The organism is Cyanobacterium sp. Dongsha4 (assembly GCF_036345015.1).
GTDB lineage: Bacteria > Cyanobacteriota > Cyanobacteriia > Cyanobacteriales > Cyanobacteriaceae > PCC-10605.
On sequence record NZ_CP084098.1, the window covers coordinates 2,280,979 to 2,295,811 of the forward strand.

Genomic DNA, 14,833 nt, shown 5'->3' on the forward strand with positions numbered 1-14,833 from the left:
GTTATGGGGGTTTTTTGTCTTTGTTTGTCCGTTAAAAATGTCAGAAGTTTTAGCACAAAATTCCAGCGAAACAGTTACTATTGGAATTTATGAAAATCCGCCAAAGGTTTTTTTAAGTAAGGATAAGAAGTCTTCTAATTTTTGGAAGCCTTCTGGCTTTTGGGTGGATATTGTCAACGAAATAGGTAAACAAGAAAATTGGTCTATTAATTATATTCCCTGTGAATGGAGTCAGTGTTTAAGTTTAGTGGAGCAGGGTAAATTAGATTTGATGTTAGATGTAGCTTATTCTCCAGAGCGCGATCGCATCTTTGATTTTAACAATGAAGTAGTTTTAGCCAGTTGGTCTCAAGTTTATACTCGTAAAGGTCTTAAATTAGAGACAATATTAGACTTAGACGGTAAAAAAGTAGGGGTTTTAAAAAATAGCATTCAAGAAGAAGCCATTAATAAATATATTAAATCTTTCGGCATTTCTCCTGAGTTAGTAGAGATAGGAAGTTTTGAGGAGATATTTGTACTTTTAGAAAAAGGAGATATTGATGCAGGAATTATTAATCATCTTTTCGGTAAAATCGCTCAGAGTAAATTTGATGTAGAAAAAACAAATATTTTATTAAATCCAGCTCGTTTACATTTTATTGTTAAGAATAAAGACCCAAAATCACTATTACAAAAATTAGATCATCAACTGGAAAAACTCATAGATAATGGCGATTCTGTTTATTATCAAGCAAAAAAGCAATGGTTAGAACCAGAGCCTAAATTTAGTTGGGTAACTGTTAAAAAAGAAGTAATAAATTCAGTTTTTTATCTGCCTTTTATCGGCTTATTCTTTCTCCTACTTTGGAATTTTTCCCTCAAGAAAGAAGTTAATCGCCGTATTGCCTTAGAGAAAAAATTAAAAGATAGTCAGGAAAGTTATGCCAGTCTGGCTTCTTCTGTACCAGTGGGAATTTTTCGGACTAATAATCAATTTCAATGTATTTATGTTAATCATCATTATACAAAGCTAACGGGCATTTCCTATGAAGATGCTGTGGCGGATAAATGGAAAAATGCCTTTCACCCCGATGATAAAGAATCAATTTTAAGATTATGGGAAAATTCCATTAAAGAGAAAACCATATTTGAGATGGAATGCCGTTTTCTCCACTCTGATGGCAAAATTGTTTGGGTTTATACTCAATCGTTACCAGAATATGACAGCGAAGGAAATTTAAAAGGTTATGTGGGAACTTTAACGGATATTAGCGATCGCAAATTAGCAGAATTAGCCCTAAAAGAAAGTGAACAAAGATTCCGCAACATGGCGAAAAATGTACCGGGAGCAATTTTCCGTTATATCTTACATCCTGATCATACTGATCAAATTATTTATATGAGTGAGGGATGTTATGAACTTTGGGAAATCAAAGCTGAAGAAGCTATTAATAATGTGGCAATTCTTTGGGATTTAATTCACTCAGAAGATATACCCGCCATGCAAGAATCTATACTCAAATCAGCACAAACTTTACAACCTTGGTTTTGGCAGTGGCGAATTAAAACCCCTTCCGGTAAGAAAAAATGGTTACAAGGCTTTGGCAGACCGACAAAACTCGATGATGGTGCGGTACTTTGGGATAGTTTGATTATGGATATTAGTAACCGTAAACAAGCAGAAATAAATTTGGCTAAAAGTGAAGAACGTTTGCGCTTAGTCACAGAAAACATGAGTGACTTAATTTGTTTATTTAATGCAGATAAAAAACTTGTTTATGCAACTCCTTCTTGTGAGTTTTTATTGGGTTATACCGCAACGGAGTTAAAAGAAATAGACTTAGAAACACTTTTTCACCCTGATGACCATAGTTATATTTATGATAATTGTTCTGTATATTCTACAGATAGAAACGAGGATAGTCGAACTATTACCTATCGCATTCTCTGCAAATCAGGTAACTATATCTGGTTAGAAACCCTCAGCAAAAAAATTTATGACAACCAAGGAAATTTAGTCTATATACAAACCACATCAAGGGATGTGAGCGATCGCATCTCCATGGAAGTACAACTAAAGCATGATGCTCTCCATGATAAATTAACAGGGTTGCCCAATCGTAATCTATTAATCAAAAGACTTGATTTAGCCTTAAAAAGAAATCGCCGTTACACTCAATCTAATTTTGCTCTTTTATTTTTTGATCTGGACAATTTTAAATTAGTCAATGATAGTCTTGGTCATTTAATTGGTGATGAATTATTATTACAAATTGGGGCATTATTACAAACTTTTATTCGAGATACAGACATAGCCGCCCGTTTAGGAGGAGATGAATTTGTTATTCTCCTTGAAGATATAACAGAAGTAGAACAAGCTGTAATAGTTGCTCAAAGAATTTTAGACTCGATGCGATCGCCATTTATCCTTTCCCATCGTCAAGTATTTACTAATACTAGCATTGGCATCGTCATTGGTAACACTAAACATAAAACACCTCAAGATGTTCTCAGAGACGCAGATATAGCCATGTATAAAGCAAAGCATCAAGGTAAAGGGAAATATGCCATTTTTGACCCTCAGATGCACCAACAAACGGTTCTGAGATTAAATTTAGAAAATAATTTAAGAAAGGCGTTAGAGGAAAATCAATTTACACTTTACTATCAACCAATTGTTAATTTGGAAAAATTAACTACAGAGGGATTTGAAGTCTTAATTAGATGGCAACATCCCCAAGAAGGAATTATATACCCCTGCGATTTTATTAATGTAATGGAGGAGATTGGTTTAATTAACGATTTGGGAGAGTGGATTTTTAAAACTGCCTGTCAACAGTTATTTCAATGGCAACATCAATTTAATTTACCCTTAAAAATTAACATTAATCTTTCGGTGCAACAACTCACAGAATCGATTATTCCTTTACTAGACAAAATTCTCGATATTTACCCTATTCAACAAAATACATTAGTGTTGGAAATTACCGAAAGTATGTTGATTAAAGATTTTGAAGACACGAATAATTTATTAAGCCAGATAAAACAAAGAAGCATTCAAATCAGTATTGATGATTTTGGTACGGGATACTCTTGTTTAGGATATTTACATCAATTATCTGTGGACGCTTTAAAAATCGATCGCAGTTTTATGAATTTTTCTTCTTCTAAAAACCATAATCAAGTAATTGTTAGCTCTATTTTAGCTCTAGCTCAATCTTTAGGCATACGTGCGATCGCAGAAGGCATTGAAACTGAAGAACAAAGACAATGGTTAATCAGCCAAAAGTGTAAACTAGGACAAGGATATTTGTTTTCACCTCCCATAGCAAAAGATAAAGCAACAGATTGGCTAAAAATTGACAAGTAATATATTGGTATTTAACTTTATTTCAATTTAAGAATATCAGTTAAGTGTCAGGTTGTTGGGGGATTGGGGGATTAGGAGTTAGGAGTTATTAATTATAAACTATTTACCTTTGCTCTTTGCTCTTTTGCCCTTTTTACTCTGCCTTTTGCATGAGTGCCTACCTTAACCTTAATTGACAATTTTATATCCAACTAAGGTTACTGAGAAACAATACCACTCCATTGAATATTTTTCTCTTTAGTGCGACGATAGGAAAAGAAATCTTCTGGGGTTTGATAAGTACAATAGGGCGCGATCGCAATTTTATTTAAGTTTATACCTTGTTGTTGAATTTGTAAATTAATCACCTGAGTAACATTTAATCTAACTTTATTTTCTTCCTCATCAGGTAAAATCGGCTGATTTTCTATTTGTAAGGCTTTTTCAATGATTAATTCTGAGGGAGTATCTGAAGGGAAAATAGTTTTTAAAACCTCAACAGCAACTTCCTTATTGACTTGATATACCTTACCATGAATAGCAGGACCTAAAGCAAACAGTAAATCTCCTAATTTCGACCCTTGAGATTGTAAAAGTGCGATCGCCTTTGGTACAATTGCAGTAGAAGTGCCACGCCATCCCGAATGAATCGCCATCACCCTACCACTACCTTGATCAGCAATAAGAACAGGTGTACAATCAGCACTAGCACACCAAACTGAATCCAAAGACTTACTAGAGACAATACCATCCCCTTCCAATAAATCAGCACTAGATAAATAGTGGCTATCTAATGTTGCAGTAGAAAAGAGAATATCGCTATGAATTTGCTTAAGACGATAAACAGAAGCATTTGGGTTTAAATAACTAACAAGAATATTTGGGGAATCCCCCTGAAAATGACAAGTAAAAAACCCGTGTTGCCAATTCCTCAGCAAATCACAGGTTAAAAATCTACCTTTTTCCGTCTCTCGCCATTGCCACATAGAAGAATTAGTCATATACAATGAAGAATTAAAAATGAAGAATGAAGAAGTAAAGGCATTATTCCTTTATCATCTCAATGATTAATATAAATTTAACTAAACATTTTTCTACATTCTACATCGTACATTTCAGATTCTTTCAAGCAATTAATACTGAGTAATACTACAAGTTAAAGGGCAAGAAGCATATAAAGCTCTGCGAGTCACTTTATCATTATCTTGTAACCATCCTAACCATTTTACCTCATTAGGATGAACACCTTTAAGAGTTAGAATAATCGAACTGAAAAGAATACAGGATAGAGTTACTCCTAGCATACCACTAGACACAAGCACGATCGCACTAGCGGGGAAAACTGACTGTAAAACCACTGCGGCTAAAACTCCCACCGTCATCAATATCACCACTAACGGAAAGCCCACAACCAAAAAACAAACAGTTAAAGTCAAATTCCAGATGAGGAAACTCTTAGTCATAGACAATAAATAGCTATCGCGCCAAGTGTTTTGATTCGACATTTGCATTTCTTTTCGCTCCTTCAGATTTCTAACGACAACAAACAGACAACAAACAATATAAAGTTTAGATAAAGTTTCAGTATAAACAACTAGATATGTGTTCCCATATTGCCAGTATAGGCAATGAAAAATGAAAATGAGGATTTTTGTAATATTTTTTTACATATTATCCGAAAAAGATGTGCTAATAAATGACTTACAAGACTTAAATTCATTGATTCTGAGGCTTATAAATTCTCTATTTTGAAAATTTGTTACATTTATATACAATCCGAGGGTTTTTTCTCAGTTTTTGTTTTCCTCAAGTTTACCTCGGTTAATATCTTGAGGTTTGAGAGTTCGCAGTAATGAAAGAGGTTTCAGGTTTCGGGTTTCAGGTTTTAGGGTATTGGGGCAGGGCTGTTTCAAAGTAGAAAGACAAAAACGCTAAAACTATTACCAGTAAAAGAATATAGGGTTTTAGAGCTTTGAGGATTAAGAAGTAGTTAAAAATGTTGAGATTATCAATTTATAACCATAAACCATTAACAACTATTGCAAGAGTGCCTATTCCCTACCTGAGTTCGATGAAAAAGTATCGAAAAATAAAGCGCCCTCGAGTTATCATCGAGCCAATTTTGGAATAAAAAATTATTAAATTTAGGAAAAACTCATTTAAAATCAATTTATTCAGCTTTTTTGTCAATAATTATTACTTTTAACTCCGTTCACGACCGAAGGGAGTGCATGAGAGCAGCGAACTCTCCGAACTCCGAACTCCGAACTCAGGTATTCCCTGCCTTAACCAGAAAAATTTAGAATGAAACAGCCCTGGGGTATTGGGGGGAAACTTATTTCTTAAGTTATCAATTACTAATTACTGATTATTAATTACTTTTGCCCCTTGCCCTTTTAACTTTGCTCTTTTAAAATCTACTAACCTCAACACTAATTCTCAATTAATCTTTCCTTTCGTTCAAATTCTTTGCTAATCTCTAAAAATAGTCCTATAAACATCCTTACCTCATTATATTAAGCAAAAATACTCATGGCACAACAGTTAAATTTATTGAATCAAGGTCAAATTATTCCTACTGCTTTACACACAGAAATGGAGAGATCCTATTTGGAATATGCTATGAGTGTTATTGTAGGGAGAGCGTTACCAGATGTGAGAGATGGTTTAAAACCAGTTCATAGACGTATTCTATATGCTATGTATGAATTAGGACTAAGCCCCGATCGCCCTTTCCGAAAATGTGCTAGAGTAGTGGGGGATGTGTTAGGAAAATATCATCCTCATGGTGATCAAGCGGTGTATGATGCAATGGTGCGCTTGGTGCAAGATTTTTCTAGTCGTTATCCTTTATTAGCAGGCCATGGCAATTTTGGCAGTGTGGACAATGATCCTGCGGCGGCTATGCGTTATACTGAAACTCGTCTTGCCCCTATTTCCTATGAGAGTCTATTAGAAGAAGTTAACGATTCTACTGTTGATTTTACCAGTAACTTTGATAATTCTCAACAAGAGCCTGTTGTCCTTCCTGCTAAGTTACCGATTTTATTGTTGAATGGATGCTCTGGTATTGCTGTGGGTATGGCTACCAATATTCCACCCCATAATTTAGGTGAAATTGTTGATGGTTTAATTGCTTTGATTGACCGCCCCGATTTAGATGATAATAAGCTAATAGAGTTGATACCGGGTCCTGATTTTCCCACAGGAGGAGAAATTATTAACCCAGATGGTATCAAAGAGGCATATTTGACAGGAAAAGGTATTGTAACCATTCGAGGAGTGGCTACCATTGAACAATTAAGAATAGAAAAGAAACGTATTCGGGAAAAAACTGCCATCATTGTCACAGAATTGCCCTTTCAGGTAAATAAGGCAGGGTGGATTGAAAAAGTCGCAGATTTAGTTAATCAAGGAAAAATTACTGATATTGCGGACATCCGAGATGAGAGCGATCGCACTGGTATTAGAGTTGTGATAGAATTGAAAAAAGATGCTCAACCTCCACAAGTATTGCATCAACTTTATAAACAAACTGCATTGCAAAGTAATTTTGGGATAATTATGCTTGGTTTAGTTAACAATAAACCTTGTCAGTTGTCTTTGAAAGAGGTATTAAATGAGTTTTTACAATTCAGAGAGCAGACTTTAACAAGACAATATAGCTATGAATTAGAAGAAAAAAGAGAGAGAATCCATTTATTAGAAGGATTATTAAAAGCATTAAAAAATATCAAAAAAGTCATTTCTATTCTTAGTAATTCTGCTGATGGCACAACGGCAAAAAATACATTGCAAACAGATTTAAAAATTTCTGAGGCACAGGCTAACTCTATTCTGGCTATGCCATTGAGAAGAATTACAGGGTTAGAGAAGCAAAAATTAGAAGAAGAATACAGTCAACTCCAAGAGAGAATTAACCAATTACAACAGTTACTTGAAGACAGAAACGAATTACTAAAAGCCTTAAAAAAAGAATTGCGGAGTTTAAAACGTAAATTTGCAGATAATAGAAAGACAAAAATTTTAAACTTAAAGAGTATTAAAGAAGAAAAAATTTCTAAAACTGCCTCTAAACAGAAAAAAGAATCATTACCTTCCCTCCCCCTCGATTTTTCCCAAAAAATGCCAGAGGATGCTTTAATTCATATTACTGCTAAGGGCAAAATTTATTGGCGTAAACCTGCCACTATTTCTGATACACCCATTGTTAAAAAAAATACTGATTTAGTTATCTATCAACAAACCGTTAACCCCAAAGCAGAAAAATTGATTGTCTTTTTTGATAGCGGTAAGGCTTACCCTCTTTCTCTGGCGGATATTCCTGCTTATCCCACCAAACAAACCATTGATAGACTGGTTTCCAATAGTGCTACCCAAAACGATGCGAAACCCATTGCCTATGTTTGTTTAGAAGAGACAAAAGCTAGTGGTTTACTGATGTTAACTCAAGGAGGTTATCTGAAGCGAATTAGTATCGGTGAATTAGATGGTTTAGGTAATAGAGGCTTTCAACTGATTAAATTAAAACAGAAAGATTCCCTCCAGTTTATCTTACCAGTAAGCGAAAACTCAGAAGCTGCGATCGCAACTAATGGAGGAAGAATTTTAAGACTAGGAATAACAGAAGATAATGTTGCCACTATGGGTAAAAGTGCGCAAGGAAATGTCGGTATTAAATTAAGATATGGGGAAAGAATCATTGGCTGTGAAAAAGTTGATAATAAAAGTAATTTATTATTAATTTCTGCGTTGGGATACGGTAAATTATTACCCATTAAAAGTTTACGCAAAATTCGTTTAGGAGATTTGGGAAATCAGGCATTTAAGTTTAAGAGTAAAGAAGATTATTTAACTAATATTCTCTTAGCAGATGACACTGATATTCTTGTGGCAAAAACTGAAACTGATAACCGTTATTTATTAGATATAAGTAAACTTTCCATTAACAATCAGACGGAAAAATCTTTAATCAAATTAACCAATGATGAAAAAATAGAATTAACCATTAAATGGTGGGGAATTGACTAAACTAATTTAAGTTAGGTTTAACTCAAATCCTGCACCTCGTTTAAAATTGGTTTGTGAAGATGGGCAAAAGTGAATAGTTGATAGTTAATAACTCCTAACTCCTAACTCCTAACTCCTAACCCCTAACTCCTAACCCCTAACTCCTAACTCCTAACCCCTAACTCCTCTTCCCTAATCCCCCAATAAATACCCTGATACCTGCCCTTAACAGATATTTTTACATCGAACAGAAGTCTATTTAAGCTATAATTGCCTAGTTTAAGGCTATATTGATTGTTCCATGATAGAGAAATTAAGAAATATTTTTACTACCGCTTTAGTTAATGCGTTTGGAGAAGAATTTGCTAATATTGACCCATTAGTTGTACCGGCTAGTAATCCTAAATTTGGTGATTATCAATGCAATATTGCCCTACCTTTAGCTAAAAGTTTACAACAAAAACCAAGGGCGATCGCAGAAAATATTGTTAATCATGCCCAAACTCAAGATTTTTGCTTACCCTTAGAAATTGCAGGACCCGGTTTTATTAATATTACTATTAAGCCAGAATATGTTGCAGAAAAAATAAAATTAAACCAAAAAGATGAGAGACTAGGAGTAGAAAAGGTAAGTGAAAAACAAAAAGTAATTGTTGATTTTTCTAGTCCAAATATTGCCAAAGAAATGCACGTTGGACATTTAAGATCCACTATTATTGGAGATAGTATAGCTCGTTTATTAGAGTTTAGAGGACATGATGTTTTAAGACTTAATCATGTAGGAGATTGGGGTACACAATTTGGAATGTTGATTGCCTATTTACGCTTAGAAAAACCTGAAGTTTTAACCACAGCTAATGCAGTTGATATAGGTGATTTAGTTACTCTTTATAAACAAGCAAAAATTAAGTTTGATAATGATACAGAATTTCAAGAAACTGCTCGTCAAGAAGTAGTAAAACTGCAAAGTAAAGATTCAGAAAGTATCAAAGCATGGCAGTTATTATGTGAACAATCCCGTAAGGAATTTGAAATTATTTATCGACTATTAGATATTAAATTAACAGAAAGAGGAGAATCTTTTTATAATCCCTTTTTACCCGATGTTATTAAAGATTTAGAGACTGCTAATATCCTAACAGAAGATCAAGGAGCAAAATGTGTTTTTCTCGATGGTTTTGTGAATAAAGAAGGAAATCCTTTACCCCTAATTGTCCAGAAATCTGACGGTGGCTATAACTATGCAACTACTGATTTAGCGGCAATCAAGTATCGTATTAAAGAAGATGAAGCAGAAAGAATAATTTATGTAACAGATGCTGGACAAGCTAATCATTTTGCTCAAGTTTTTCAAGTAGCAAAAAAAGCTAATTTTGTACCTGATAATGTGGAATTAGTCCATGTACCTTTTGGTTTAGTTTTAGCAGAAGACGGTAAAAAAATCAAGACTCGTTCAGGTGAAACTATTAAATTAAAAGACTTATTAAAAGAAGCGGTAAATAGAGCAAAACAAGACTTAGAAAATAGACTAACAACCGAGGGGAGAAATGAAGAAGATGATTTTATTAATGAAGTTAGTCAAGTGGTAGGATTAAGTGCTGTAAAATATGCCGATTTAAGTCAAAATCGCACCACTGATTATCGTTTTAGTTACGATAAAATGTTAGCACTACAAGGCAACACTGCACCTTATCTTTTATATGCTTATGTAAGAGTGCAAGGTATTAGTAGAAAGGGTAATATTGACCTAGATAAATTAGAGTCAAATCAAGATATTCTTCTCACAGAGGAAACAGAATTAGTTTTAGCAAAACATCTTTTACAGTTAGACTATATCATCAAAGAAGTAGAGAAAGATTTGTTACCTAATCGTCTTTGTTTATATTTATTTGAATTAAGTCAAAAATTCAATCAATTTTATGATCAATGTCCTATTTTACAGGCAGAAGAAAAAGTTAAATTGTCTCGTTTAATTTTGGCAGATTTAACAGCAAAAACGATTAAATTAGGTTTATCTTTATTGGGAATTTCTGTTTTAGAAAGAATGTAATAAAAGTTAAATATTTAAAAATAAGCAAGTTGAATTAACCTGTTCAAAATCAATATTTTTGCTTTTTGTCTCTAAATTTGTTGATTTGAAACCTGAATACTTAATTTTTAAATTCTAAATAACCTCAGTTCGGTTTAAGAATATCCGATAAGGTTAGGTGTCAGGTTTCAGGTTGCAGGTGTTAGGATGATGACCAGATGAGAAGAGAGGATGAGAGGAGAAAATAATGCTTTCAGCTTATCCAAAACTCAGGTTAAATAAGTAGATTTCTAGCTGTATATTATTCTAATTATCATAGAAAAAGGTGGGCATTGCCCACTCTACTAACGCCTTGTAATTTAGCATAATTTAAAATGCTAGACTTAGATTATTTAGAACTTTTTAAGATAGTAATTGAAAAAATAAACATAATGTAACCAACTGCATAAGAAGCAATAATGTCACTAACCCAATGAACTCTTAAATAAGCACTACTTATCCCCATTAGAATTAATAAAAATACTGCTAGACTGTATAAAAATACTTTTAATTTAGGGTAGGATTGAGAAATAAAATAACAAATTAAAAAGTATAACAGTAAATTTCCTGCCGCATGACCGCTAGGATAGCTATTACCAAAAGCATTTTCAACTAAACGATCTAATGGTCGAGGAATTGCAAATAAAGGTTTAAAAATTTTATCAATTAAAATTAAAATAAAGAGACAAGAAAAAGCCATTACTTGAGCTTCTTCCCAGTATTTTTTCCAGACTAAAACACCTAAAGTAAATAAAACAAAAAATACGGCTACTTCCGCTTCTCCGAGAAAATAAGATGCTCTAGCAATATAAATAAACCAATTTGGTAAGTTTTCGTGAATGGTTTGAAGTAAATATTCATCTAATTCTTTCAGCCTTCCTGTTACGACAAACGTTGTCAATATAACAAAATATAGAATAGTTATTGAACAAATAATAATTTGATTTTTACTAATATTGTTGAGAACTTTTTTAGGCTTTATAATATACTTTTTTATCATATTTATATTTTATCTTGACCTTCAAAAAATAACACATAAAAATGTTAATTAAGTTTAGTATCTGTATCGATTTTGTTTTATTAATAAAAAATATGTATTTTGTTTCAAGGAGGCGATGTCTGAAGTGGTAGGCTTCTCCTAATCGCAATACTCCTTATTGGTTGTTATATCAAGGTCACTCAATTAGTTATAAATAACTTCTCTTGTGTTTTTGGACATCAATAATAACAAGTTAAGTCTTCAATTATAGTCGTTTTAATGCCTAAAATCTATTATCTTTGTCCTTTATAACTTATTCATCTTCAACAATAGAATCTGCATTTATATCCACAGAGGAGGGAGATTGATTAGGAATTGCTAAAACGATCGCATCTATGACTTTTCCGACACAGAGAATCTCTAAACCTAAATCACTGGGGTAAGTTTGACCTTTAGGAACGATCGCTCTTTTAAAACCAAGTTTAGCCGCTTCTTTAAGCCTTAACTCCATTTGCGAGACTAGGCGCACTTGTCCTCCTAAACCGATTTCCCCAATTAAAACCGTACGAGGATCAACGGTGCGATCGCGAAAACTCGCCACAATGGCAATAGCCATACCTAAATCGGCGGCCGGTTCTTCTACTCCTAATCCCCCTGCGGATGCAACATAAGCATCTAATTTTGAGAGGGGAATTCCCACTCGTTTTTCTAAAACCGCTAAAATCTGTTGCAGTCGATTATAGTCAACCCCTGTGGTAGAACGACGGGGAGAAGTATAACTGGTGGGACTTACTAAGGCTTGTAACTCGACCACTATACATCTTGTCCCCTCACAGGAAACGATTGTAGCCGTACCGGGGGCTAATTCATCTCTACTGCTTAAAAACAACTCAGAAGGGTTAGACACTTCGTCTAAACCATGATCCACCATCTCAAAAATACCGATTTCATGGGTTGCCCCAAAACGATTCTTCACAGATCTTAATAAACGATGGGAGGCATAGCGATCGCCCTCAAAATATAGTACAGTGTCCACTAAATGCTCTAAAACTCTAGGACCTGCGATCGCACCTTCTTTAGTTACATGACCGACAATAAATAAAGTAATTCCCTCTCTCTTTGCAACCTGCATTAAGGCAGAAGTACATTCTCTTACTTGAGAGACAGAGCCGGGGGCAGAGTTGAGAGTGGCAAAATGAAGAGTTTGAATACTGTCAATAATAGCAACTTGAGGCTTAAGAGACTCTAATTCCCTTAAAATTTCTTCTAAATCTGTTTCAGCTAAAACGTAGAGATTCGGCTCACTATAGTCTTGATTAATCTGATTGGTTTTGTGTCCATTGCCATTATGATTGTGATCAAGTTCCTCCTCATCTTCTTCTATCACCCCTACCCCTAAACGAGAAGCCCTTAATTTTACCTGTTGTCCTGATTCCTCAGCCGAAACGTAAAGAATGCGAGGAAAACGTATCGCCAATTGATTAGCAGTTTGTAACAATAAAGTTGATTTGCCAATACCGGGATCTCCCCCAATTAGCACTAAAGAACCCGGAACGATTCCTCCCCCTAAGACTCGATCGAGTTCTTGATAGCCAGAATTCATGCGAGGCTGCTCTTCTTCTTTTATATCGGAAAACTTGACAGAAATTCTCGGTTGTGCAGGGGTAACATTTTTTTGGTGAGGACGGGCATTCGACTGCCAACCACCTCGACTAAAGTTTCCATTACCATTAAGGATGACTTCTTCCAAAGAACCGTAAGTATCGCAACTAGGACATTTTCCAAACCACTGAGAAGATTCTGCACCGCAAGAGTTACAGATATAAACAGTTCTGGTTTTTGCCATATTTCCTTCGCCCTATTGCCAACAATTACCCCATAATGCTACCAAAAAAGTTCTTCCTACTATCGGGTTTTTACTAATTCTTAACTAAAATTTCATCTTCAAGAGATTTTAAATTTACCTCATTTTGGTTTAAGAATATCGGGTAAGGTTGGGAGTTAGGGGTATTGTGTTAGGAGTTATTAATTATCAACTATTTACCTTTGCCCCTTGCCCTTTTCTCATCACTCATCGATGAAAATTTATCCCGAACTCAGGTTAGCTTATTTATATAACGTTGCACTAACAGTATTGCCACTAGGTCATCAATGGGGCGGGGAGGAACTTTCAGGCTTTGAGGAATCAATCTTCCTAAACCTTTTGGAGGATACATTTGCCAGTATAGCTCTCTTGCTTCTAATGTGCTGTTTTTTTCATCTACAAACTCAATAACAGATGATAAGTTTAGTTTATCTATTATTTTCTGTTTCCACTCTTTAGAAGTGGTCAAGTTCCCTATAATTAATTTATTTGGTTGATAATTAGACCATAAATTCTCAATAGATGCGATCGCATCTTCACTTTTTACCACCTCATGCCATAGGATTTGCTTATCTATTGTTACTATAGCCAAACCACACTTATCTCTACCCGGATCAAAACCTAAAAATATCATAAATGACAAACCCCGCAAAAATATAATAGACTTTTTACAAAACTAGAGAAGAAAATAGTATTACCCTCAAAAAGTTAAAATATAAATAAAAAAGTAAACATCTGGAAAAAGGTAAAAAATCTGAATGTTAGAGCAAATTTTACATCCTTCTATCGATTTCGGTATTGATACTGCTTTTATTTTAGTGATTTTGGTTGCCTTAGAAGCTGTATTGTCTGCGGATAATGCCATAGCTTTGGCCTCCATTGCCCAAGGCTTAAAAGACTCTAAACAACAACGATACGCCTTAAATGTTGGGTTATTAATGGCTTATGTTTTAAGAATAACCTTGATTATTACCGCCGCTTGGATTGTTAAATTTTGGCAGTTTGAATTGTTAGGAGGATTATACTTACTCTGGCTAACTTTTCGTTATTTCGTCAATTCAGATCAAGAAAACGGCGAAGACGATGAAAACTCTAAACTGAATTTTAAAAACCTGTGGCAGGCGATACCGATTATTGCTTTTACCGATTTAGCTTTTTCCTTAGATAGTGTCACCACTGCCATTGCCGTTGCCGATGAAATTTGGTTAATTATAGCAGGAGGTACGATTGGAGTTATTGCCCTACGTTTCTTAGCAGGTTTATTTATCCGTTGGATTCAAATATTTACTCATTTAGAAGATGCAGGATTTATTACTGTTGGTTTAGTAGGCCTCCGTCTTATTCTTAAAGTGGCTTATCCTTCTTTAGTGCCTCCAGAATGGCTTATGATTGGTATTATTATTGGAATGTTTACTTGGGGATTCTCGGAAAAAAATGATTTAGAAGTTAAAGATTCTCCTGAATCCTAAATTTATAGGTTGTAATATTATGGTGAGGGTAGGGGAAAGAAGGACAAAGGGGGAGAGGAGTAAACTAATTATTAATTCATCATTCATCATTTTTAATTCTTAATTTATATAA

Annotated in this window: 9 protein-coding genes; 4 read left to right on the top strand and 5 right to left on the bottom strand. The window is 34.3% G+C overall.

Annotated elements, in window-relative coordinates:
* Positions 1-37 precede the first annotated feature (37 nt).
* Positions 38-3,352: an EAL domain-containing protein gene (locus tag Dongsha4_RS09935; RefSeq protein ID WP_330202249.1), complete on the top strand. Its 3,315-nt coding sequence runs from the start codon at positions 38-40 to the stop codon at positions 3,350-3,352.
* A gap of 197 nt (positions 3,353-3,549) precedes the next feature.
* On the opposite strand, the gene pgeF is transcribed toward Dongsha4_RS09935, so the two are convergent.
* Both pgeF and Dongsha4_RS09945 read right to left on the bottom strand, forming a co-directional pair.
* Positions 3,550-4,332 carry a peptidoglycan editing factor PgeF gene (gene pgeF, locus Dongsha4_RS09940; protein WP_330202250.1) on the bottom strand — a complete coding sequence of 261 codons (783 nt, stop codon included), beginning with the start codon at positions 4,330-4,332 and terminating at the stop codon, positions 3,550-3,552.
* A 132-nt stretch (positions 4,333-4,464) separates the two neighbouring features.
* Complete coding sequence (locus tag Dongsha4_RS09945) at positions 4,465-4,842, bottom strand: hypothetical protein (protein WP_330202251.1); 378 nt, start codon at positions 4,840-4,842, stop codon at positions 4,465-4,467.
* Positions 4,843-5,863: 1,021 nt separating this feature from the next.
* Between Dongsha4_RS09945 and Dongsha4_RS09950 the strand changes: the two genes are divergently transcribed.
* Both Dongsha4_RS09950 and argS read left to right on the top strand, forming a co-directional pair.
* Complete coding sequence (locus Dongsha4_RS09950; RefSeq protein WP_330202252.1) at positions 5,864-8,362, top strand: DNA topoisomerase (ATP-hydrolyzing); 2,499 nt, start codon at positions 5,864-5,866, stop codon at positions 8,360-8,362.
* Between the two features lie 280 nt (positions 8,363-8,642).
* Positions 8,643-10,391 carry an arginine--tRNA ligase gene (gene argS / locus Dongsha4_RS09955; protein ID WP_330202253.1) on the top strand — a complete coding sequence of 583 codons (1,749 nt, stop codon included), beginning with the start codon at positions 8,643-8,645 and terminating at the stop codon, positions 10,389-10,391.
* A gap of 367 nt (positions 10,392-10,758) precedes the next feature.
* Here the strand turns inward: argS and Dongsha4_RS09960 are convergent, their stop codons facing one another.
* The 3 genes from Dongsha4_RS09960 to Dongsha4_RS09970 form a co-directional block, all read right to left on the bottom strand.
* Positions 10,759-11,310 carry a phosphatase PAP2 family protein gene (locus Dongsha4_RS09960; RefSeq protein ID WP_330202254.1) on the bottom strand — a complete coding sequence of 184 codons (552 nt, stop codon included), beginning with the start codon at positions 11,308-11,310 and terminating at the stop codon, positions 10,759-10,761.
* Positions 11,311-11,701: 391 nt separating this feature from the next.
* Positions 11,702-13,234, bottom strand: coding sequence for a DNA repair protein RadA (gene radA, locus Dongsha4_RS09965; protein WP_330202255.1), 1,533 nt, complete (start codon positions 13,232-13,234; stop codon positions 11,702-11,704).
* A 250-nt stretch (positions 13,235-13,484) separates the two neighbouring features.
* The gene (locus Dongsha4_RS09970) at positions 13,485-13,886 is read right to left on the bottom strand and encodes a pre-16S rRNA-processing nuclease YqgF (protein ID WP_330202256.1); all 402 of its coding nucleotides are present in this window, start codon (positions 13,884-13,886) and stop codon (positions 13,485-13,487) included.
* Between the two features lie 124 nt (positions 13,887-14,010).
* Between Dongsha4_RS09970 and Dongsha4_RS09975 the strand changes: the two genes are divergently transcribed.
* Entirely contained in the window at positions 14,011-14,721 is a 711-nt protein-coding gene (locus tag Dongsha4_RS09975; RefSeq protein WP_330202257.1) for a TerC family protein, read from the top strand.
* Positions 14,722-14,833 lie beyond the last annotated feature (112 nt).

Bases quoted from the DNA above. Each gene is read 5' to 3' on its own strand.
- Dongsha4_RS09970 (WP_330202256.1), bottom strand. From the start codon at position 13,886: ATGATATTTTTAGGTTTTGATCCGGGTAGAGATAAGTGTGGTTTGGCT.
- radA (WP_330202255.1), bottom strand. From the start codon at position 13,234: ATGGCAAAAACCAGAACTGTTTATATCTGTAACTCTTGCGGTGCAGAA.
- Dongsha4_RS09950 (WP_330202252.1), top strand. From the start codon at position 5,864: ATGGCACAACAGTTAAATTTATTGAATCAAGGTCAAATTATTCCTACT.
- Dongsha4_RS09945 (WP_330202251.1), bottom strand. From the start codon at position 4,842: ATGCAAATGTCGAATCAAAACACTTGGCGCGATAGCTATTTATTGTCT.
- pgeF (WP_330202250.1), bottom strand. From the start codon at position 4,332: ATGACTAATTCTTCTATGTGGCAATGGCGAGAGACGGAAAAAGGTAGA.
- Dongsha4_RS09935 (WP_330202249.1), top strand. From the start codon at position 38: ATGTCAGAAGTTTTAGCACAAAATTCCAGCGAAACAGTTACTATTGGA.
- Dongsha4_RS09975 (WP_330202257.1), top strand. From the start codon at position 14,011: ATGTTAGAGCAAATTTTACATCCTTCTATCGATTTCGGTATTGATACT.
- argS (WP_330202253.1), top strand. From the start codon at position 8,643: ATGATAGAGAAATTAAGAAATATTTTTACTACCGCTTTAGTTAATGCG.